Source organism: Alteromonas sp. PRIM-21 (assembly GCF_027563165.1).
GTDB lineage: Bacteria > Pseudomonadota > Gammaproteobacteria > Enterobacterales > Alteromonadaceae > Alteromonas > Alteromonas macleodii_A.
The window spans coordinates 11,639-34,458 of record NZ_JADOEK010000002.1; the positions used below are offsets into that span (position 1 = coordinate 11,639).

The 22,820-nt window shown below is 42.8% G+C and carries 15 protein-coding genes; 8 read left to right on the forward strand and 7 right to left on the reverse strand.

All coding sequences use genetic code 11. From position 1 onward, the window contains the following. Positions 1-90: 90 nt before the first annotated feature. Positions 91-2,685 (reverse strand): TonB-dependent receptor plug domain-containing protein, encoded by a 2,595-nt coding sequence (locus IW644_RS04535; RefSeq protein WP_269916591.1) that lies wholly within the window; start codon positions 2,683-2,685, stop codon positions 91-93. A 398-nt stretch (positions 2,686-3,083) separates the two neighbouring features. On the opposite strand from IW644_RS04535, the gene IW644_RS04540 reads away from it, so the two are divergent. Further along, positions 3,084-4,064: a LysR family transcriptional regulator gene (locus tag IW644_RS04540; RefSeq protein WP_269916592.1), complete on the forward strand. Its 981-nt coding sequence runs from the start codon at positions 3,084-3,086 to the stop codon at positions 4,062-4,064. A gap of 44 nt (positions 4,065-4,108) precedes the next feature. Here IW644_RS04540 and IW644_RS04545 read toward each other — a convergent pair whose 3' ends face one another. The 3 genes from IW644_RS04545 to IW644_RS04555 form a co-directional block, all read right to left on the reverse strand. After that, positions 4,109-4,816, reverse strand: a complete 708-nt coding sequence (locus IW644_RS04545; protein ID WP_179984538.1) for an endonuclease/exonuclease/phosphatase family protein — start codon at positions 4,814-4,816, stop codon at positions 4,109-4,111. Beyond that, a complete protein-coding gene (locus tag IW644_RS04550) occupies positions 4,804-7,020 on the reverse strand; it encodes a VTT domain-containing protein (protein WP_269916593.1) in 2,217 nt (738 codons plus the stop codon). The genes IW644_RS04545 and IW644_RS04550 overlap by 13 nt, the downstream gene beginning before the upstream one ends. A gap of 443 nt (positions 7,021-7,463) precedes the next feature. Then, on the reverse strand, positions 7,464-8,060 hold the full coding sequence (locus IW644_RS04555) for a porin family protein (protein ID WP_179984536.1): 597 nt from the start codon (positions 8,058-8,060) through the stop codon (positions 7,464-7,466). Between the two features lie 509 nt (positions 8,061-8,569). Here IW644_RS04555 and katG point away from each other — a divergent pair. Further along, positions 8,570-10,870, forward strand: coding sequence for a catalase/peroxidase HPI (gene katG / locus IW644_RS04560; RefSeq protein WP_269916594.1), 2,301 nt, complete (start codon positions 8,570-8,572; stop codon positions 10,868-10,870). A gap of 128 nt (positions 10,871-10,998) precedes the next feature. Then, positions 10,999-11,565: a hypothetical protein gene (locus IW644_RS04565; protein ID WP_269916595.1), complete on the forward strand. Its 567-nt coding sequence runs from the start codon at positions 10,999-11,001 to the stop codon at positions 11,563-11,565. 51 nt (positions 11,566-11,616) lie between these two features. Here IW644_RS04565 and IW644_RS04570 read toward each other — a convergent pair whose 3' ends face one another. Beyond that, positions 11,617-12,942 (reverse strand): mechanosensitive ion channel family protein, encoded by a 1,326-nt coding sequence (locus IW644_RS04570; RefSeq protein WP_269916596.1) that lies wholly within the window; start codon positions 12,940-12,942, stop codon positions 11,617-11,619. Positions 12,943-13,585: 643 nt separating this feature from the next. Continuing rightward, entirely contained in the window at positions 13,586-14,317 is a 732-nt protein-coding gene (locus IW644_RS04575; protein WP_179984532.1) for a FadR/GntR family transcriptional regulator, read from the reverse strand. Between the two features lie 372 nt (positions 14,318-14,689). Between IW644_RS04575 and IW644_RS04580 the strand changes: the two genes are divergently transcribed. The 5 genes from IW644_RS04580 to IW644_RS04600 all read left to right on the forward strand — a co-directional run bounded on the left by IW644_RS04580 (position 14,690) and on the right by IW644_RS04600 (position 20,414). Continuing rightward, positions 14,690-16,918: a polysaccharide lyase 6 family protein gene (locus tag IW644_RS04580; protein ID WP_269916597.1), complete on the forward strand. Its 2,229-nt coding sequence runs from the start codon at positions 14,690-14,692 to the stop codon at positions 16,916-16,918. An 84-nt stretch (positions 16,919-17,002) separates the two neighbouring features. Beyond that, the gene (locus tag IW644_RS04585; protein ID WP_269916598.1) at positions 17,003-17,929 is read left to right on the forward strand and encodes a sugar kinase; all 927 of its coding nucleotides are present in this window, start codon (positions 17,003-17,005) and stop codon (positions 17,927-17,929) included. An 89-nt stretch (positions 17,930-18,018) separates the two neighbouring features. Further along, a complete protein-coding gene (eda, locus tag IW644_RS04590; RefSeq protein WP_269916599.1) occupies positions 18,019-18,630 on the forward strand; it encodes a bifunctional 4-hydroxy-2-oxoglutarate aldolase/2-dehydro-3-deoxy-phosphogluconate aldolase in 612 nt (203 codons plus the stop codon). A gap of 174 nt (positions 18,631-18,804) precedes the next feature. Then, positions 18,805-19,995, forward strand: a complete 1,191-nt coding sequence (locus tag IW644_RS04595) for a hypothetical protein (RefSeq protein ID WP_269916600.1) — start codon at positions 18,805-18,807, stop codon at positions 19,993-19,995. Continuing rightward, positions 19,983-20,414, forward strand: coding sequence for a hypothetical protein (locus IW644_RS04600; protein WP_269916601.1), 432 nt, complete (start codon positions 19,983-19,985; stop codon positions 20,412-20,414). The genes IW644_RS04595 and IW644_RS04600 overlap by 13 nt, the downstream gene beginning before the upstream one ends. 13 nt (positions 20,415-20,427) lie before the next feature. Here IW644_RS04600 and IW644_RS04605 read toward each other — a convergent pair whose 3' ends face one another. Further along, positions 20,428-22,524, reverse strand: a complete 2,097-nt coding sequence (locus tag IW644_RS04605) for an EAL domain-containing protein (protein WP_269916602.1) — start codon at positions 22,522-22,524, stop codon at positions 20,428-20,430. Positions 22,525-22,820 lie beyond the last annotated feature (296 nt).

Consider the following 22,820-nt stretch of genomic DNA (forward strand, 5'->3'; position numbering starts at 1 on the left):
TTTAAACATTGAATGACCTTTTAAGTTTTACTTATATACAGTTATTTAAAAACGCAAACACCGGCTTGCGCCGGTGTTTGTTAACCCGGGTTAGAAACGAGCAGCTAACCGTGTGTAATAGTACCCACCCTGCCAGTCGACTATCGAGCCAGAGTCATACAGCTCGCCACAACATGCGTCACCGTTAGTACTCAGATCTGGGTAGTTATCAAATAGATTTCTGACACCCACTGAAAGCGTAAGGTTTTCGCTAATTAGGTAAGAGCCTTCGATATCAAACATAAATTCGTCGCCGAAGGTTTGAATGCTTGTTGGATCCACACCATCATCGCTCCCCGCGTTTTCGTATTCGCCGTAATAGCTTAGACGAGCAACTGCTGACCATACGTCATAGCTATGAGTGACTGAGAACACACCGCGCATTTCAGGTCGGCTATTTTCAAAATCGAACTGATCTTCTGCGTCTAGATATTCGCTGGGGTCAGAGTCAAACTCAGTTTTATTATAGTTAACCGAGCCGGTTAAAACGGTTGAGCCATACTTGGATTCCATCTTGTATGTAGCTACGACATCCAAGCCCTCTGTCACTGTATCGAATGCGTTCTGGAAGAAGAAAACACCACCGATTGACTCTGCGCCCGACACGTTTGCTCCAGCAAGGGCTAAGTAATTTTGGTAAGCATCATAACCATCAGCATCTGGGTCGGTTACCACTGTTGTTGAGACATCACGTGTGGATACAGAGTATAGTCGGTCCTCTAATTTGATATTGTAATAGTCTACGGTAAGAGTTAAGTCACCATAGTTAGCCGTCATACCTAACGTGAAGTTGGTCGACTTTTCAGGTGAAAGCTCTTCTGCTCCCAGTGCTTGTGCTACATCGCCGCCAGCTGGGAATAAGCCCGTAGCTACAGGGAAACCATCAGGCAGGCGAGTTGATACGTTAGTTGTACCCTGCTGGCCTGGAGTTGGCGCTCTAAAGCCTGTACCAAATGAAGATCTAAAACCTACATCGTCGTTTAATTGATAAAATGCCGCGACTTTGTAAACTATCTCAGAGCCAAAATCTGAGTAGTCCTCATAGCGTAATGCTGCTTGGGCAAATAGCTCGTCAGTAATGTCTCCCGAAATGTCTGTGTACACCGCATAAGAATCACGTTCATATGAACCTGAATAGTCAGGTGAGTAACCCGGGAAACCGTTAGAACCTACGCCAACTACTGTATAGACAGCATCATCTGGGTCAGCACAATTTAATGTCGAACCGTTTGCGATAACGGCCAGTCCTTCGGCAGTAGCGGTAGTTCCGTCACAAAAGCCATACGGGTCAGAGGTAGCGTAAGGGCCTGCAAAATATGAGCTTACCTCTCCTTCAGAAATTTCATAAGATTCGTCTAGATAGCTAGCCCCAAAAGCGAGTACGTACTCACTCAGGTCGTAGGTGAAATCAGCTTGAATTTGTGTTTCTTCGTTAGTTAAATCGCCGGGCTCAAACGATGTAGGCGACTCATTGCCCATAGAAGGGTTAATGGTATTTGCTAGCGTGTAAGAAATTTCGTTGTTGCCGTAACGACCACTGATATCGTAAGTAAGATCACCCGACATGCCCTTTATGCCACCCACCATTGAATAATCAGTGACATCACCAAAGAAACGCGGTGTAAACCCGCCAGGGAAAAACTCTGTAGGATTCCAAATAGAACCGTCTTCAAGACGGATATCTTCAATAGTCCCGTTGCCAGGGTAGCGATAGTAGAAAGACCCGTCACCTTCGCTTTCAGAATAGTTACCAAAGGCATAGAGTTCAGCTTCAGCGCTTAGCGCGTAACCCGCGTTGAAAAAGACGCGTTTTCCGCTGGTATTAGGTTGCCCCCATGGTTGTACTACGTCTGAACCATGCACACTGTTGGCCATAGCGGTAGCATCAGCGATGTACTCGGCTGATTGTTCGTCTACACAGAACCATGGTTCACAATATTGTTCGCCTCTATAGGTCGCTTCACTATCTGAGTATTCGGCTGAAATGCTGAAGAATCCATCGTCACCAAGGGCGAAACCTTTGTTTCCTGTAACGGTAATCTGGTCGCCATCACCTTCATAGTAGCTACCATAATCAATGGTGAAAGAGCCGCCCTCAGTATTGTTTTTAAGTTGGAAGTTAATTACCCCTGCGATGGCATCCGAACCATACTGAGCTGCCGCACCGTCTCGCAACACCTCAACACTTTGGATTGCTGCTGTAGGAATAGTTGCGATATCTGGGCCCTGAGTACCAGAGCCACCAATTGAAACAAGCGCTGCTCTGTGACGGCGTTTAGAGTTCACCAAAACCAAGGTTTTGTCTGTGGGCATGCCTCGAAGCGTCGCTGGACGAATAAAGGTGCCGCCGTCTGAGATAGGCTGTCTGCCAACAGAATAGGAAGGTACAAGGGTCATTAGAACGTTGTTCATGTCGGTAAACGCAACGGCTTCAACGTCTTCTGCGGTTAACACGTCAACGGGAACGGGCGAACTTGTTACTGAGCGCGGCGCACCACGAGCGCCAACAACGGCTATACGCTCTAAATCTTTAGCTTCTGTAGTTTCTTCGCTGGCTTCTTGCGCCTGTACGAGCATTGAGGTAGTGAAAAGGGTTAATCCGGTAAGTGCGTAACGTACTGCAGTGTGGAGTTTCTTTTGATTCATTAGTGTTCCCAATCGTGCTTATTGCTACTTAATTTATGAATGCGGATTATTTGGATCTGCACTCTTTCTAGGCACGCACGAGCACCACATTGATGCATACACATCTTGTAATTGTTATTGTGTAACTCGTGTACAGGGACTAGGCTAAAAACTCTTTGCCGCTGGTGGAAGAAAGAAGAATATTCAGGGGTATAAGAAAAATATTGACCCCTTCGGAAACTCACGGTTTTCTTGATATTAGACTTAAGTAGCATCTGATGTGAGATTTTTTTAACCCGTCTGTGGGCGCTTTTATTTACATTTTTGCTTCATATAACCTATTGGAATGGCATATACCTTGCTGACTTCAGATGCAGTTACGCTGGGCTATTCTCTATTGCCTTCCAAAAGGGGGTTAAGTGCACTCTAAACAGCTACATTACTTTATAACCACAGTACAGCGAGGCAGTATTGCTGCAGCAGCAAGAGCCTTAGATATTGCTCAGCCTGCTATTAGTCAGCAACTTGCAAGCTTGGAGCGAGAAGTCAAAGCAACGCTGCTAGAACGAAGTTTTTCGGGTATAAGCTTAACGCCCGCTGGAGAAGTATTTTACAAACACGCAGAGAAAATAATGGGTGAAATTGACAACGTGAAAACAGCGTTGCAAGCATTTCAGGGAGAACAGCAAAAAGTAATAAAAATAGGAATGCTTCCGTCAATTGGCAACGTACTTTCCCTGCCGTTATTAACTGAAATAACGAGTAATCATAAAGCGTTGAAAGTAGAGATCAGTACTGGGCCTTCATACACCATCAACGATTGGCTCGAATCAAAACAGGTAGATATTGCTTTAACCTACCAGCAGGCCATAGAACCTAAATTTATGAGCGTGACCCCTCTTATTCAAGAAGAGCTACATCTCGTTTTTACTGGTTCCCCAGCTTATCCCGAATACGCCAAGCTTAAAGATAAATCAATGATAAAATTCTGGGAAATAAGTGAACTACCTCTTTTATCGCCCGGAAACAAAGATGCACTTGGACAGCTTATTGCTGATTACGAGAAAGCTACAGGAGTGAGCCTTAAGCATGATCTTGCATATTCTGGGCAGTTAATGACAGGGTTAAGGCAAGTAATGCAAGGGGAAGGGGTAATGATATTACCCACTTCAGCTATTTTTCATTTAAGAGAATCAGGGCTAGTTTCTACCCTAAAAATTACCCAGCCTGAAATGCATCGAACTGTGCTAGCTGCTACAAACAAACAGAGAAAAGCTACGCACGAATATCAGCAAATTATCGATATCATTCGAAAAGTGGTAGCAAAGGAGAATGCGCTCAAACATTGGTGCGGTACCCTAGAGTTTGCGGCGTCATCCTTTGTAGCGAAATCAGCATAATCGAGAAAATCCCACTTTTCATTTATTGAAAATAGCATTTTCGCTTACGCTTCAGGTAGAACAATATCTACCAATACGGGTAAATGATCGGATAACACCTTAGTTTTTTCGTTCTTTAGTTTCCTACATGACTTTACCTTAATATCTTCAGTTACCCAGACGCGATCGAGAGAAAATACAGGGAAGTTGCTAGGAAACGTGGCACCAATTTTCTGTTGCAATAGTAAATCATTTAATGCTTTAAAGGCCTTTGAAAAAAACTGCCATTCGTTAAAATCACCTGCTAGAAATAGCGGCGTTTGTTTTTCTTTTAAACGCCGCGACAAGTGCTCGTGGAGCAGAGAAAACTGCGAACGACGCTCAAGTTTCTTAAGCCCTTTGTGAGTATTCACCACCGTCAGAGGCGTTTTCTCAGTCTTTAACTCAACAATCTGCACGTTTCTTGGCTGTCGACCTGTTTGACTCACATCTATGGTGTCGTGTTCCAACACATCAAAACGGGTCAAAATTGCATTGCCATACCACCCATCAGATTCTCTAATTGCTGGGGAGGGAATCAATTTAAACGTATTGCCAGCGCAGATATCTTTCACATCTTGCGCTGTATCTCGTTCGGGAGGGCGCGTATCCATTTCTTGAAGCAAAACTACGTCAGCACCGCTGTTCGCAAGAAACTGCCCAATACGTTTATAGTCGTGCTTCTTATCCCTGCCAACTCCGCTATGGATATTGTAGGTAACTATGCGGCACATTTTTCAGACTCATCCTTACAGTTGTTACTGCCTTCTTCCGTGTCGGTATTAGCCTCTTTTCGAGCTTGATAGTAGCGCGCGAATTTTTGCGACCCCCAAATCATCAAGCCCCATAAAATAATGCCTCCCACTAGGTAGCTAATAGTTTTTACGGATGGATTCTGCCAAATTTGCGCAATGGAATCGCCAACAAGGCCTTTGGCTATCATTGGAGGGAACATGCCTAAAAACGTACCTACCAAGAATTGAAAAATGCCTATAGATGAAATTCCCGCGACCAAATTTACCAAACTAAATGGTGCAATCGGCAACATTCGAATGGCTGCTACGCCCACTACACCACTGCGTTTCAACTTTTCATCCACTGCGGCAACCTTTGGCCCACCAATCTTTCTAAGCCCAGCGTTACCCGATAGCTTGCCGATACCAAACATAATTGCTGAACTCATTAGCGCGCCCATAATGCCGTAAATAGGCCCCCAAATTGGACCAAAAATAGCGGCTACTGCCAGAGATAGTACGGTTACCGGGAAGAACAAAACGCCGCCGACTACATACACGAGCAAAACAGTTGGAAGGGCAAAATAAGTGCCTCTACTTTTTTCTAAAAAGGCGTTGATGCTGTCTGAGCTTAACCATGGGATTGACTGGCTTGCCCAAAACATCAGCCCGCCAAGTACCGCAATAATGGCAATGCCAATTAAAATCATTATGCTGCGACGCTTTGGGTTACGAGCAGGTAGCGCGTCACCATCAAATGTAGGTACTGAAATAAGTGGTTCTTCAGGGTCTGATAAGGCGCGAAATACATTTTTAACCGAGTGCTCTGTAAATACTTCGTCGCGAACTTCGGTAAGCACATAACCATGTGCTATTTGATCTTGCATCAATGCTTCTACAGGGTATTGGCTGTTAAATATCTCCGGCATCGCATCTATATCACGACCTGTATGCTCAGCAAGTAGGTCGTTTCTCACTTGCTCTATACACGCTTGGTTGTCTTTACTATTGCCGAACAAAATCGTATCAATTTCAGTGTCGAGGGTCATTGAACGGTTACTTAGGTTTGAAGACCCAATAACAAGGTACTTGTTATCAATGGTCATCACCTTAGAGTGAATGCGTTTGTATGCTTTTCGCCCCTGCATGTCTTCTATTGAAGAGTAAGTCAGCTTTACTCGCTTGGGGTCTATGCCTTTTTCCAAAATCGCTTTGAACTCAATACGGCTAGCCCAAAACGCCTCACATTCAAACTTACCTTTAGGTTCGTAAGAACTAACAATAACAACGGAAAGATTTGGCTTTAACTTAAGTTGCTTATTAATCGCTTCAGCGATTTCTTGACGAGTCGTGAACTGATTTTCGATATAGATAATCGATTCTGCTTCGCCAATTAGGTCAAGCAGCATATGACGTACTTCTTGCGCTGGCTCTGCTTCATCCATAAATGGAATGGTTCGAGCAAGTGCACACTCAACGTTTTCAAAAAGTGGAGGGTAGTCTTCTGGCCATGCTTCAGGCAAAGGCGCATTTTCATCAATACGCGCATCTTCACGAATATCAATAGGGGTGTCTTCAGCTACTCGCTGCCATCTCCACCTGACAAGTTGTGCAAAATCAGCAACAACAGGTCCGCTTGAAACCATTTGAACATCGTGTAACGGACCATACTCGCCATCGGGACCATCTCTTTCCTCGGATACCACGGGGTGGTCTCGGGTATCCCAACGGTTAGTCGAAACATCCATACCGCCTGAAAAAACAAGTTCGTCATCAATAACTACAATTTTTTGATGTTGGCTGCCGCCCATTGGAATGGTATCGTCAAGCTCTGTTTGAACATTGTCAGGCGTTTTCTCTTCCCACACTTCTTTTGCCCACATTTCACGTTGAGCGAAGAAGGCCAAGGAAGAATCCCAGCGCAATAAGTAAATTTTGATGTCTGGGTTTTGCTCTGCTTTCCATTTGAGCAGGTCACTGATAACACTCGGTGCTTCGCTGTTAGCTTCATCGTCACCACGTAACAACCGAATGCGACTGTCTATATCCCAACCAACAATAAAAATACTGTGTTTGGCTTTAACAATTGAGCTATGCAAGGCTTTGTAATAGTTTCCGCAATCTATCAAAGGAGTAGAGAAGCGAGCTTTGTTCTCTACCCAACAGTTTTGACCTGGTTGGAATATACTTTTGCCTGATTGCATGTTTTGTACCTGCTATTCATTTTATTAATCTAAAAGTGAGGTTGCAGAATTCATACCTGCTAGTGGTTACTTTCTAATAATTTCAATGGCTTGATTTATAAAGAGATATTTGTTTTTTTAGCGGAGGGCATTATGTGAGGTGTGTAGTAAAGTGTAAGATTTTCACAACCTAGGAAGTTTCATCGTTATCAGTTTAACTGAACTCAAATATTGCAATGTATATTGCATTAACAAACTGTTTGCTTGCTAGTATCGCCTTACGTTGCGCGAAGTAGGTCATTAGAAAATGTTCCAGTTAAAGTAGGAACAGTAACCAATTTCTAACAAAGGCAGAGAGTTGATATTGGGGTAAAAGAAAGCCTGCGTGAAAAACGCAGGCTCTGCTTATTAATATAGAAATTTAGATTTGGGTAAGTCTTCTATTTAGAAGCGGTATTTTAACCTTAGAAGCGATATTCTACACCGATGCTCGCTTGCTTAAGATCGGTTTCAAAGTCCGTGTCGTCGATATCATCAAACGCTTCGTCTGCGTCTAGTTCTGTATCGTATACAGTGTACTCGGCGTTCACTAGGAAGTTGCTAGTAACCGCATAACTTAGACCAGCACCCACGAAAAGGCTTTCGTCATCGTTATCACGTGAAACACCCGCAAAGTTGTATTCTGTTTCAGACCATAGCTGACCTGCTTTAGCATAAAGAGAGAAGCGTTCGGTTAGCGGAAGGATACCTTTAATAGCGGCTGTATAACCATCTGTCTCAGCACCTGCAATATCGTTACCGTAGTCACCAAAATCGATATAGCCACCTTCAATAGCGACCCATTCGTTAAACTTGTAGCCTACAAGACCTTGCCATACGTCTTTGTCGTCATCGAAATCATCTTCGCCTTCAACGCGCAGGTAACCGTAATTACCACCTACATAAAAACCACTGTCTTTTGCTTCAATTTGATTTGACTGAGCGTGTGCGCCGAACGATGCCATCGCGCTGATAGAGGCAACAGTAGCTAGTCCAGTAAGTGTTTTAAGTGTGTTTTTCATAAGTTCATCCTCATTACTTCTTAATAATTCATCGACTTCTTATTTGAAGCCGACGTGTCCTGATTACACACTTTCTGTTTCAACTGCTGTGCCATGGTAGAAATTTCAGTATTCATTTCAAACTAAAGCAAAATTTACAGGCGTGATCGCATAATTGTTTGTTATTTATGCATTTTAGATTTGTATTAAAAACCACTGCCAAACACCATAAGAAAATTTTTCCTAGAGTCTGAAAGAGATTCATAAATACGCGTTGCGACTAGAAATACTTCGACTATATTCTAATCACTAATAGCGCTGCCAATAGAGAAGGTCCTTAAGTTGCTGAAATTTATTAGGTTTATTTTAATTGGATTTTCCAATCACTTGAATCCATTTTATCAACTGTAAATATTGCGTAAGCGTGTCTATCTTTTAACAGCTTATGAGGTAAACAAAATGTTAACAGGTGGCGGCACTTCAAGTGCTTATCGCTTGATAACTAAAACAAACTCAGATGGGAAAAGACCATGACTTTAAATAGGTTTAAAAAAACTACGTTATCGGCACTAGTGGCGCTTTCGCTAGGCGCATCAGGTGCTATTGCTAATGATCAGATCAGTAAGCCCGCTGGTGCTAAAGGCACAGGGATGACTAAAGCTTTCCAAGCGAAGACGAATCAGTTTTGGTGGCCTGATCAACTTGATCTCTCTGCGCTTCGAGATCACGACAACCGTTCCAACCCGCTAGGCGAAGATTTTAGCTACGCTGAAGCTTTTGCCAAACTTGACCTTGATGAAGTCAAAAAAGACATAAACGAGCTGCTTACTACGTCTCAAGATTGGTGGCCTGCAGACTTTGGCAATTACGGTCCTTTCTTTATTCGTCTTTCTTGGCACAGCGCAGGTACCTACCGTACTTTAGACGGCCGCGGTGGCGGTGATGGCGGCCAAATGCGTTTTGACCCATTAAACAGCTGGCCGGACAATGGCAACCTAGATAAAGCTCGTCGCTTACTATGGCCAATCAAACAAAAATACGGTGAAAGTTTATCTTGGGGCGACTTGATGATCCTTGCCGGTACTGTGGGTATGGAAAATATGGGTTTCGATACCTATGGCTTTGCTGGTGGTCGTACCGACGATTGGGAACCTGATATGGTGTATTGGGGTCCGGAAGTAGAAATGCTAGCTAGTGACCGTGAAGAGCGCGACGGCAAGCTTCAGCGTCCACTGGGTGCTACGCACATGGGCCTAATATATGTTAACCCTGAAGGTCCTAAAGGTGTACCTGATCCAATGGGATCTGCGAAAAACATTCGCACTGCATTCAGTCGCATGGCGATGAACGATGAAGAGACTGTAGCGCTAATCGCTGGTGGTCATACATTCGGTAAAATGCACGGAGCACACAAGCCTGCTGATTGTCTAGAAGCTGAGCCAGGTGGCGCAGGCTTAGAAGAGCAGGGACTAGGCTGGAAAAATAACTGTGGAAAAGGCAATGCTGAAGACACAGTTACCAGTGGTTTAGAAGGGGCGTGGACACAATTGCCGACTAAATGGACAAGCTTATACCTTCAAAACCTACTTGGTTTTGAGTGGAAGCAAACCCGTAGTCCAGCTGGTGCTATTCAGTGGGTTCCTACTGATGAATCGCTTCACAAGTCAGTGCCAGATGCACACGTGGAAGGTAAGAGAAACCCTCCTGTAATGACCACTGCTGACCTTGCGCTTAAGTATGACCCTGAGTATCGCAAAATTGCCGAACGCTTTTTGGCTGACCCTAAAGAGTATCAAACGGCATTCGCTAAAGCATGGTTTAAGCTAACACACCGTGATATGGGACCAAAAGCACGTTACCTAGGTAACGATATCCCAGAAGAAAACTTTATCTGGCAAGATCCTGTGCCTAAAGCTGACTACAAAACGATCTCTGATAAAGACGTTAAAAAGCTTAAAGCAGACATCTTAGAAAGTGGTCTAACGGTTCAGCAGCTTGTAAAAACAGCGTGGGCAGCGGCGGCAAGTTTCCGTGCTTCTGACTTGCGTGGTGGTGCAAATGGTGCACGTATTGCGCTAGAGCCACAAATGAGTTGGGAAGCTAATGAGCCAGAGACAGTAAAAGCAGTAGTGTCTAAGCTTAAAGAACTACAGGAAGACTACAACTCGCGCATGTTCTCTAAGAAGAAAGTGTCACTTGCCGATTTGATTGTTATTGGTGGTGCAGCAGCTATCGAAAAAGCAGCGGCTGACGCGGGTGTTGAAGTAACTGTACCTGTAGTACCAGGTCGTACAGATGCAACCCAAGAGCAGACAGACGTTAACTCTTTCTCTTTACTAGAGCCGACAGCTGATGCGTTTAGAAACTACTACAACGCTGAAGCCAGCTATCGTTCGCCGACTGACATGTTGGTAGACAAGGCTGATCAACTGAACCTGACTGTACCTGAAATGACCGTATTATTAGGCGGGTTACGTTCACTAGGGGCTAACGTAGGTGATGCCAAACACGGTGTATTCACTGACAAAGTAGGCACGCTTAATAACGATTTCTTCGTAACCCTACTTGATATGGGTGTTAAGTGGAGAAAAACTGATAACCCATCGGTATATGAAGGTGTGAACAGAAGCACTGGTGAAGTTATGTACACAGGTACACCTGTAGACCTCATCTTTGGTTCAAACAGCGAGTTACGTGCTGTAGCCGAAGTTTATGCTTACGACAATGCGAAGAAACGTTTTGTTGAAGACTTTGTGGATGCATGGACTAAAGTGATGACGCTAGACCGCTTCGACTTACGTTACGACCTAAATGCCAGCCTAGGTAAATAGGTAAATAGATAGAGCGAGTCTGCTATCGCGAACTTCTTAGCGATAGTATCAAAGTTTAAAAGGGCGCTTCGGCGCCCTTTTTCTACGCTGAACTCACAGTTACTTTATAAATTGTTAATGTTGCTAAAATGGCCTTGGGAGCGTCGCAAAGCTTTCTTTATTTCGATACACTGAATCTTTACTTTTTGCCTCAACAGACAAATATCGCGATGGCTAGCCTTCAACGTACCTTGGTAAACTTAGAAATGCTAAGTGAGGATATTAATGCATTAAATGACAATGCTATTAATTCCGCCGCTCACATAAAACTTCTGCACAATGTGTTAGAAGAACTCAAAAACGCGGAGTCATTCGTTGCCTTCGAGACAGAAGCAAGCTTTCATAAATTGTTATCTGGCTCTATGTTTGAGAACATTTTCGAAAGAAAAGGAATGGTCGGGGTTTACATTAAGCTTGTGGGTTATGTGATCACCGCATGGGAGGCTACCGATAAGGCGAATGCCATCATTAGCGAGAACTTCGATTCAAGTGCGGATAAGCGGTTAGAGTTACTTCAGGTTAAAGCTATAAAGGCAAAATCTCAGTTGAAAACGGTAGCGTCGGCAATGGGTAAAGAAGACTATAAAAAGTTTGCTCACACGCTTGGCCTGTTTGCCCAAGAGTGGCAGTGGGATACTCTCCGCGCCAGGTTCTAACGAGCGCGAAGGTACGGTTTTATCATGCACTAATTAATATTCGTTCTAAGCCTATGGCGTGGTATTTCGGATACCAATACTTTGCTCGTTGATAACCCGAACTTCTCGTTGAGGGAAAGGGATTTCAATATCGTGCTCACGCAGTGTTTCAAAGACAGTAAGTAGCAAGTCACCTCCCACGCGATTCTTGCCATCGTCTACACCCTCCATCCAAAACTCGACAAACATGTTTACGCCTGAGTCGCCAAAACTGTCTATTTCACAGTCCGGTAGTTCTTCAAAAGGGATATTGTCGCCACTGATCACTTGCGGGTGCTCTGATACCGCTTCTTTGATGATTTCTACCAGCGCGCGTATATCGGTTTTATAGGCAACTGAAAAATCAATACGATAACGCTGCTTTTGATTTTTATGCGTCCAGTTTATCAGCAAAGAGCTAATAAATTTTTCGTTCGGTACCAGAATATCTTTGCCATCAAAAGTCTCTAATACGGCGTAGCGCATCTTAAACTCTCTAACAATACCTTTCTGCCCGTCTTCCAGTTCAACGTAATCGCCAACAGTCAACGATTTGTCCAACAGAATAATAATACCCGATATAAAGTTTGAGGCGATGGATTGAAGCCCCAGACCCAAGCCCACACCCAAAGCCCCGCCGAACACAGCTAGCGCTGTAAGGTTGATCCCCATAACGTTAAGCAATAGGAGAAATACAATACAGAAAAGCGCAACTTCAAATAGCTTAGCGAACACTTCCTTCGTAGACACATCAAGAGACTTTTGATTTCTAATGATATCTTGTCCAATAGCATTAGAGCTTCGCCCTAGCCAAAATAACAAAGCGCCGAACAGGAGTACTCGAGTAACGCCGTAAGCAGAAACTTCAACATTGCCTACAGATATAGCTATCGATTCTAGTGCCGAGGTAATTAGCGGTAGTAAGCCGATAAGATGTAAAAACAAGATGGGAAGGCCCACCCAGCGCATAAAAGCGGCTATTGTGCTGTTCTCAACAAAGCCTTTAATTAAAGAGCTTACAAATAGCATCAATGCGACAACAACAGCTATTTCTAATAGCCATGCATCAAACTGAAATTGCGCACCTAATACAGTAGTAATCTTCAGCGTACTTATGGTTATAAGCGGAAAAAGTGCCTCACCAAGGTTGTACAGAAGGCCGCTCATGGTATGAGCACCATTTTTTGGCTTTTCTCGCATAAGCTTAAACGGCTTTTTTACTTGCTTAGCAAGTAGATAAGCACAGCAATAAATCACAACAATAGTCGTAAGCTGAATAACGAAGCTATCAGACACCACCGATGCTTTGACTATGGCTAACTTCTCTTCTAAGTGCTGAGTTAAACTATCAACATTCATGTGTTCTACTTCATTTGTTTATCGCGCAATGTAAGTGCGGATGTTGTTACTAGAGCGTGGAGTTCCTGCGCGCTTTTTATCTTTAATACTAGCTAGGGTAAAGCTTTTTTCACTGAATCAACATGTATCGATTGTTTATTCACCACTGGTCATACAGATTTTGGCGGTTTTCTATAGCGAATTAAGGGGAGACACCACGCGATTTAGCCTTTTAGACATAAAGTGATGGATAACGAGTCTGTCTAATTTACTGAAATTAAATGTTTTTTATATTTTTTTTACAGTAAGTGACTCGAGCAAAGATAATATTTTTACTGAATGATTTTTGTCGACTAGATAGAAAAATTGAAATCTTCAAATATTGGTAATAATAATTGGTTGACATCTGGTAAGGCCGAATTGTAATATGAATTTGTTTTCTGCTGCTTGTTTAAGCAGAGTGTGGACTAGCTTATCTATGCGCTTATACGAAAATCGGCATGTTGAAGAGTGTAAACTTAATGGCAAACCGTAGTTTTTGTTTTGCGCTTTAAAGCAAAAATAATAAAAACAGTTACTCTCAAGAGTACCCTACAAAGCAAACAGGCTTCTTAGAAATAAGAAGCCTGTTTTATTTTGTAACAAGAAAAGTACGTAGTCGTAACTACTGTCTTAGATGAGCGATAGAGTAGAGCCCACGGGTTTCATCAGTTTTACGTTTTATCTCTTCTAATGCTTTTGCTTCGCTCGCATCAAAAAGGGCGTTGATAAGGCGGTTAAAGTGCTGATGCATTGCTCGTCTTGCACCTGCAGTATCTTTGCTAGCAATGGCATCATAGATAAGCGTATGCTCTCTAAGCCTTTGCTCTTCGCCTTGTGAGCATACATCGCTATAGGCTGATATAACCTGAGGGACAGTTCTTCTCAATTCCCATAAATTTTCAACTGAAAGCATAATGGCGTTATTGCGTGTCGCTTGAGAAATGATCTGATGGAAGCGCTGGTCCGCCTCGTCCGCTTTTTGCGGAGTCTGCATCTCAACCAGGGTCTGTTTCAGTGCTTCTAATTCTTCATCTGAAATAGTTGCGGCCGCAAGCGCGGCAGCTTCACCTTCAACAAGCGCTCGCGCCTGAGTAAGCTCGAATGCGCTGATCGGCTTGGTGGCTTGGCCTTGTTTTTTCTGATGCAAGACATATACACCTGAACCGGTTTTTACTTCTACACGCTCTCGTACTTCCAGCGCGATAATGGCTTCACGGATAGTAGGGCGACTAACGTTATACGTCTCCGCGAGCTCCCTTTCTGCGGGTAAGCGGCTACCTTCAGGATAAATTCCTTGATCGATTAGCGCTTCAAGTTTTTCAACTATGCTCCAGAAGAGACGACGAGTCTTCATATTTACAGCCCTTGTTTGCCTGTTGCTTACCTAAAAAGAAGAGACAATTGGTAAATTAATTCTATCTGACCATTGTATATCGAAACTAGCATAAAGCGCAAAGTCCCGAGCACTGTGCGTTGAAGCACTCTATGAGCAGAAAAGCTCTTGCAATTGGTAATACATTTTATTGTTATTGGTAAAATAAATTGGTTGTTTTTGGTCTGTTTATTGGTTAGATTCTAAAACAGTCAGTAACAAATAAATAACAGCATAATTGCGTTTTTGCAAAAGAAGATTGGCAATTTATGTGCGATTTATACGATTTAGCAAGGTCAGTAGCACTATCGCGGTAGATATCACCGCAGACCTTGCCAGCGAAATGGGGAATGTATGAAAGTAGCAAATGTCTGTAAGTCAGCGATCGGAATTATTACTCTCTTGGCGTTTAATACAGCGGCATACGCCGAAGACTACTTAGTTGACTCTAAAAAAAGCTACCTCAACGCGTTAAAGAAAGTTGCCCCTGGCGATGATATCGTACTAAAAAATGGTACCTACCATGATTTCGAAATTAAGTTCAAGGCGCAAGGAAGTGAACAAGAGCCGATTACACTGAGAGCGCAAAGCAAAGGCGGTGTTATTCTCTCCGGCCAATCAAACCTATCTATTGCGGGAAACCACTTAATTGTATCTGGGCTTGTATTTAAAGACGGCTACTCTCCATCAGGTTCAGTAATTAGCTACAGAACAAGTAAAAACGAACTTGCGAATTATACCCGCGTCACTGAAGTCGTTATTGAAGACTATTCTAAGCCAGACAAATTTGAAAGTGACTATTGGATAGCGCTGTATGGAAAACACAATAGGCTAGATAGTTCGTACTTAGCAGGCAAGCGAAACCGAGGCGTAACTGTAGCAGTAAGGTTAGATTCAAAGGATAGCGTCGAAAACTATCACAAGATAGACAACAATTATTTTGGCTATCGACCTGAGTTAGGCTCAAATGGTGGAGAAACCTTAAGAATTGGTACCAGCCATTATTCACTTGAAAACTCTTTTACCCGAGTCGAAAACAATGTGTTTGACCGGTGTAACGGCGAAGTAGAAATTATCAGCGTTAAATCAGGCGGTAACGTACTTCACGGCAATACCTTCATTGAATCTCGCGGTACGCTAACGCTAAGGCATGGAAACGGTAACACAATTACCAATAACGTGTTTTTAGGAAATGGTGTTCCTAACACGGGTGGGGTACGTGTAATTAATGCTGATCAAGAAGTAGCAAATAACGTGTTTAAAGGACTTACTGGCTACCGCTTTGGCAGTGGGTTTACAGTAATGAATGGCGTGCCCAACTCACCTCAAAACCGCTATCACCAAGTAAAGAATGCCAACATACACCACAATACTTTCATTGACGTGTCGCACATTCAATTGGCTGCAGGAGCAGACGAAGAACGTTCAGCGCCACCTGTAGATAGCGTTTTTGCTAACAACCTTGTTATCGCTAAAACGGTGCCTACTACATTTAGCTTTTTTGATGACATTAGCGGTATAGCATTTACAAACAATGTGGCTAACTACAGCGTAGAGAGTCAAATTGAAAAAGGTTTTACGAAACGAAGCGATATACAGCTATCTTCATCGAACAGTATTTCTCTTAAGGAGATGAAAGTAGGGGCTGACGACAGTGTTAAACCGCTTGAAAAAGCAGAGGTAGGGCCAAGTTGGTATCAGAAAAAAGAGTACGAAACGCCGTTTGGTTCAGGAGATGAAATTACTGTAGAGCCAGGTGTAAATTCGCTTTTTGAAGCGGTAGCTAAAGCGAAAGATGGCGACGTTCTCATACTTAATGATGGCGTCTATAGCGAGCAAAAAATCGTTAAGATAACTAAAACTCTTTCTGTAAAAGCAAGCAAAAACGCAAAAGTCATTATCCGTCCCCAGCGCTCTGCTCTTTTTGAAATAAGTGATAATGGGTCACTGGAAATTGAAGGCATAACGCTTTCAGGCAGTGATGCGCCAGATGCGGCTGGAAATACATTCATCCGCACTAAAAAGTGGGGCATGCTAACTAATTACCGATTCACTATGGATAAGGTGACAGTAACTGACCTAGACATAAATCATAGCTATCACTTCTTTTCAGCAGGCGCCCGAAGCTTTGCGACTTTGTTATCTATCACTAATAGCCAATTTGACACTGTCTCAGGTCACGTACTGGCGTTAAATAAAGAAAAAGATGATTTAGGTATCTACAACGTTGAAGTGTTGAATTTAGAAAACAACACATTTAGCGATGTCAAAGGTGCACTAGCACTTATCTATCGCGGTGGCACCGACGAGAGTACTTTTGGGCCCAAGGTAACGATAGCTAAAAACGTGTTAACGAATGTAGGTTTGGGTAAAAGAAACAAGCGTAAAGCAAGCATCTTTCTTCACGGCGTACAAAAAACACAGATTAAAAATAATGAGTTCAACGCAAGTGCGCCGGTCAAAATTGAACATACTGTTGGAGAGCCGCAAACATCGCATAGCGGCAATACATTTAAAAATACAAAAGGCATCGACATTGTCGATTTCTTAAAAGCGAAAGACGAATGTCGCTGCCCTGAGTAAAGATGCTCAAACTAGCGCGCAACTTATGCAACGAAAAGTAATTACAGTAAAAATTAAAGACTACGAGTTCGTAGGGTGGATGATATGAGAGTTGGTTTTATTGGTGAGTGCATGGCTGAGCTTAAAAAAGTAAACGGTGTATTAGAAGAAGGGTTTGCTGGCGACACCTTCAATTCTGCCGTTTATTTAAAGCGCACGTTTCCTCAATTAGATAGCTATTTTGTCAGTGCAGTAGGTAGTGACGCATTGTCAAAGGAAATGCTCGACTTTGCGCAAAGCGAGTCGATTAATACACGCTTCCTGTTTACCCACCCAGACAAACATATTGGGCTTTATAAAATTTATACCGATGCAGAAGGCGAGCGCTCTTTTACATACTGGCGCAATGATTCTGCCGCGAAGTGCTTGATGTCTCAGCTTACTGATGACGATAAAGCTTCCATGACTGCCTTAGACTTAGTGCTATTTTCAGGTATTTCGCTCGCTATTTTAAATACTGAAGACTTACCGAAGTTTTGGCGTTTACTTGCAAAACTTAAAGAAAGTGGAACCAAAATTGTTTTTGATATGAATCATCGACCAGCCCTCTGGAAGGGTAGGGATGATGCCACTGCATTGTATGAAAAAGCGTTTGAAATCGCTGATGTCGCATTACCTGGATTAGAAGACTTTAACTTCTTATATGGGTTTGAAACGGTGGAAGAGATCATAAACTTTTTAGCGCCTTTCTCATTTAAGCAGCTCGTTATTAAAAATGGCGCCAGCGCTGTAACACTAGTTGATGAAAAGGGAGAGGTTTCAGAAGTAGGGCTAACCCCTGTTACTAATGTTGTTGACACTACCTCTGCTGGCGACGCTTTTAACGGTGTTTTTCTTGGGGCGTATCTTACGGGCGAAAGCCCTGAGGCCTGCGTAAACAAAGCCGCTAAATGTGCAGGTTTTGTGATTCAGCACCCTGGCGCCATTGTAGATAAAAAAGCTTATGCAGACCTAGTGGCATCTATCGCTTAAGTAACTTAAAGCGAAGTATTCGAATACTAAATAAAACACTATATCGAACTTATAAGGGCATCCGCCCCTCGTATTACAAGAGACAAACCATGAAAAAAATATCAGACATTATGGGCGGCCAAACCCTGCTCCCAATCATTCAAGCCGATAATGTAGAAGACGGTGTGGCCATTGCTAAAGCAATGTCAGCTGCGGGCCTTAACACCGTTGAAGTTGTATTGCGTTCGGAAAATTCAGCGAAATGCATCACAGCTATTAAAGAAGCGATGCCAGAGATGATTGTTAGCGCTGGTACCGTAATCGATAAAGCATCTTTAGATGCCGCTATCAATGCTGGAGCGGATTTTATCGTGACGCCTGCGGTAACCGAGCGCCTGCTGACTATGCTGGTAGACTCTGGTTTACCTGTGCTGCCGGGTGTATCGAATGTATCAGATATCGTGTTAGCACGGGAACACGGATTCAGAGAAATGAAGCTGTTTCCAGCATCTTTGTCAGGTGGTGCGTCTTTCCTGAAAGCGGTAGGTGGATTATTTAAAGATACAAAGTTCTGCCCAACGGGAGGCGTGTCGCCAGAAAATTTCAACGACTATCTGTCGCTAGGTAATGTGTTTGCGGCAGGCGGTACTTGGGTTGCGAAACCTCAATGGGTAGCAGATAAACAGTGGAACCTCATCACAGAGGCATGTTCGCAAGTGTAACGAACCCGTCACCTTCCTAATTTTCAGTCCTCAAAAAGCTGGCACATTCTCCAGCTTTTTGATTTTTCAGCGTATTAATTGGTGTTATAACTTAACCGAGCTATCATTAGTGAAATAGTTCGCGCATACAACGCAGTGGCGCTAGCTTTATACAATTAGAATGAAAACGTGACTATGATCAAATTGATAGTGCTGCCTTTCACCATTGCAGCCGCTCTACTCTTGTCTGTTGCCGAAAGCCGTGCCGGTGAACTTGAGTTTTCAGGTTTTGCAAGGGCGGTTGCAGGTCAACTTGATACAAAAAAAGCTACTTATGAAGGGTATGACGACAGCATAAGCTTTTCTGAAAAATCACTTATAGCTTTGCAGGCTGACTATACTTACTCATCATCGTTCTCCGCTTCAGCTCAATTTCTCTTGCATACCGACGACGATAGAGAGTCAGGTATAGAGTGGTTGTATTTAACCTACGCACCTAGTGAAAGTTTTCAAATTAATGTGGGCCGGTTGCGCACGCCTTTTTTAAAGTATTCTGATGTTATTGATGTTGGGTTTGCTTACCCATGGATTAATGCTCCACAGCAACTCTATAGCAGCTATTTGTTCTCTCAATATGAAGGCGGAAATGCAAGGTTGAGAAGGTCATTTGGCAACGTAGTTGTAGATTTTGAGGCTTACTACGGAAAGTATGAAGATGAGCTAGCTTCAAGCGGTATCAATGTAGACGTTGCAGTAGACAATATGTTTGGTGGTGTTATTGAAGTGAACTACGGTGGGTTGCAATTAAGAACAGCCACTATCAATGCCCCCAAAGTCAAAACTACCATTGATGAAATTGCCCCATTTTTACAGGGGCTTAGAGCTGCTGGTTTTGACTCTATAGCTGAACAGTTTGATATTAACGATCGCGCGGGCTCTTTTTTACTGGGTGCCAGCTATGACACGCTTAGTTGGTATGTAAGCGGTGAGTGGATGAAGGTCTCGTCTGATATCGATGTACTTGCGAATTTAGAAAGTTTTTATGTTTCATATGGCTACTATCTTGATGAGGTTCTTTTACACTTAACTTATGCTTCATCCAGACAATCCCTCAATACCATCGACAATGTAATACCTGTAGGTGTGTCGCCTGAACTCGATCAGCTTTATTTTGCAGTTGAGCAGCTAAATAGCTTTTTTCCGACGGATGATCTTGATACTTGGACTCTTGGCGCAAGGTGGGATGTAAAAACCAATATTGCACTTAAAGCTGAGCTGTCGATTCTTGATGGTAAAGAAGGCAGAACATCGTTCTATGAAGTAAAAGACAACGCCTTCGATAGAAACGCTACCTTGTATCAAGTGGCGGTAGAGTGGATATTTTAATGCGAAAATATACGCTCTTTTTTCTAATTCTTATAAGCTCTCGAATTGCCATAGCACAGGAAGGAGTTTGGGTTGTTGCTAATGTTGCTGATAAAGCTTTCTCGCTTACAAAGGGGGAAGTTCGCAACCTCTTCATGAGCAGCGGAACAATCAAAAACTATGTTTTGGACCCGGTCGCCTTGAGCCCAGGGATTAGAATACGCGCTGTATTCAATGCAAAAATTATTGCTTTACCAGAGTCGCGTATTCAATCCTATTGGGCCCAAATGCGCTTCAGTGGACGCCAAACTCCGCCGGTCGAATTTAACAGTTTGGATGCTCTGATAACTTACGTTAGTAATAATGATGGCGCTATCGGGTATGTCCCAGCCGACACAGAGCTACCAGAGAATATTCGGGTTGTTTATCGAAGTCCTTAAATGGTTATAAGGCCTAGGATTGTTGTGTCTTCACCGAAAAGCTGTGAATTAAGTCCAGCATGGGAAGGGGTTTACTATAAAGAAAGCCTTGTAGCATGTTACATCCATGGCTGGTTAAAAAGTTAGCTTGTTCTTGCGTTTCCACGCCCTCTGCGCAAACAGAGAAGTTTAAACTCTTAGCCATTTCAATTATGGTCTTAGTGATCATTTCTGACTGCTTAGAAGCGCCTATATTATTGATAAAGCTTCGGTCTATTTTGAGCGTATCTATATCAAACTGAGTTAGATAACTAAGGGAAGAATAGCCCGTTCCAAAATCATCCAGTGCAAGTTTACAACCCAGCTTTTTAAGCGATTCAAAGAACGCATTAGCCACATTAAAGCTATTCATATAAGCTGATTCTGTAATCTCAATCTCTAAGTTCGACGCTGGGAGCCTTCCGGTATTTAGCTCATTGAGAATATAGTGTGTGACATTGTGATTATTTAAGTCATGGGTGCTTAAGTTCACTGATAAAGTAATATGACTTCCAAAGGCTTTTATTAGCATGGGCGATTCATGGCTAAGTTGCTTTAATACCCAAAGGCTTATTAGTGAAATCTTATCGGTTTGTTCTGCAATGGGAATAAACTCAGCAGGGGACACCTGACCTAACACCTCATCGTGCCAACGAAGTAAGGTTTCAAGCCCAATGACGTTTTTATTTGCATCCACCTTAGCTTGATAGCTGAGATAAAAAGCATCGTTTTCAAGTGCATCAGTGATTCGGGTAGAAATAAGAACTTTACGTTGCGTATGCGCTAACATTTCATCGGTAAACCACACATATCTTGCTTTACCATTGTCCTTAGCCTTGTACATTGCAACGTCAGCGTTAGTAATTAAGTTGGTAGCGGCATAATTGCAATTACTTGCTAGCGCTAACCCTATGCTGACACTTGAATCTAGCCTTAGTTGGTTGACCGTATGGGACTTCGATACGGTATTTACAATCTTTTTAGCTATATCTTCTAGTTGGGTGGGCGAGTCAATATCTGGAGCGATAACGACAAACTCATCGCCACCCAAACGCCCTAGAGTACAACTTTCACTGAGTGCGTTTTCCATTAGTGAACTAATATGTAGAAGAAATCTATCCCCTGTGTCGTGACCAAAAGAATCGTTAATCGATTTAAAACCATCTAAATCGATGAACAATAAACCAAGTTCACAATTGTTTTTTTGCGCTTTGGTAAGTTCATTTGATAAGAGCTTCATCAAAAATTGACGATTAGGAAGTCCTGTTAACGCATCGAAATTGGCAAGTCGCTCCATCTGGGACTGCTGCTTTTGTAGCATCTCAGTTTTTTGCCGGTTAGCTTCAGACTGCGCTTTGATGTTTGTCATCATATTATTGAATGCGCGAGACAAAGCGAGCATCTCTCTCTTATCTCCTTCCTCTACCTTAGCATCATACGTTTTGTCATCTACCACACTATCCATGGTTTCAATCAGTGTACTAAGGGGGCGCATTGCTTTACGTTGCGCTCGAGCAGATATGATTAGCGAGATAGCGATAAGAAAAGCTACTGAAGGAGTAACCAAAATTATATATCTTTGTCGGCTGACTTTTAATGCTTCTTCAAGGTTAAACAGCAGCGCTAGTTTTCCCATTGGGTAAATGTCTTCGCCTACCGTTTTTACCATAATTACTTTATTAGAAGTGCGATGTAATCCTAGTGGTAAGCTTGCTATGTTGCGGTCAAAATTAGGATGCTCGGGAGATAGGGGGCTTACTTCTTGAAGATTATTAGGGCCGTCTTTAAAGCCGGCGGGGCCTATATAAATATTTAAAAGCGTACCGTCACTACTGAAAATATAAGCCGCTTCAGCGTATTCATACTCATCTAAACGAAGCAGAATTTCCGTTTGGTTAAAACTGCCGGCAGGCTCTTCGATATAATCAATAAGATCGACGGCCATGTTAACGCCTAATGCATCAACTTCTTCTGAGACAAACTCAATATAAAGCTTTTCGTAGACATAAATGGACAAGCCTATGATTAGGGCACTAACTATTGAAATAGATGCAAGCGTATTGAAGGATATCTCTGACCTAAGACTTTTCAAAAAATGCTCTTTTAAGTTGTATGGACCGGCAGTAACGACTTTGAATAAAATGTAGGAAAGGGCCGTCACTTATTCACAAATTTAGTATAGACGGTTTACGTCATTTCTTAATTAGTAATTAGATTGAAATTGTATGAAGGGGTAGGGCCATGTTTTATTTAGGTGTCTTTTGAACAAAAAATGCGCTGGTGGCCTAAGGTGTTTAGTGGTAGACTCCACGCGCAATTTGTAAGAGTAAACACCTACGTTCTTTTCTTGATGTCAAACACCAATAAGCCAAGTTGGCAATGGCGTGT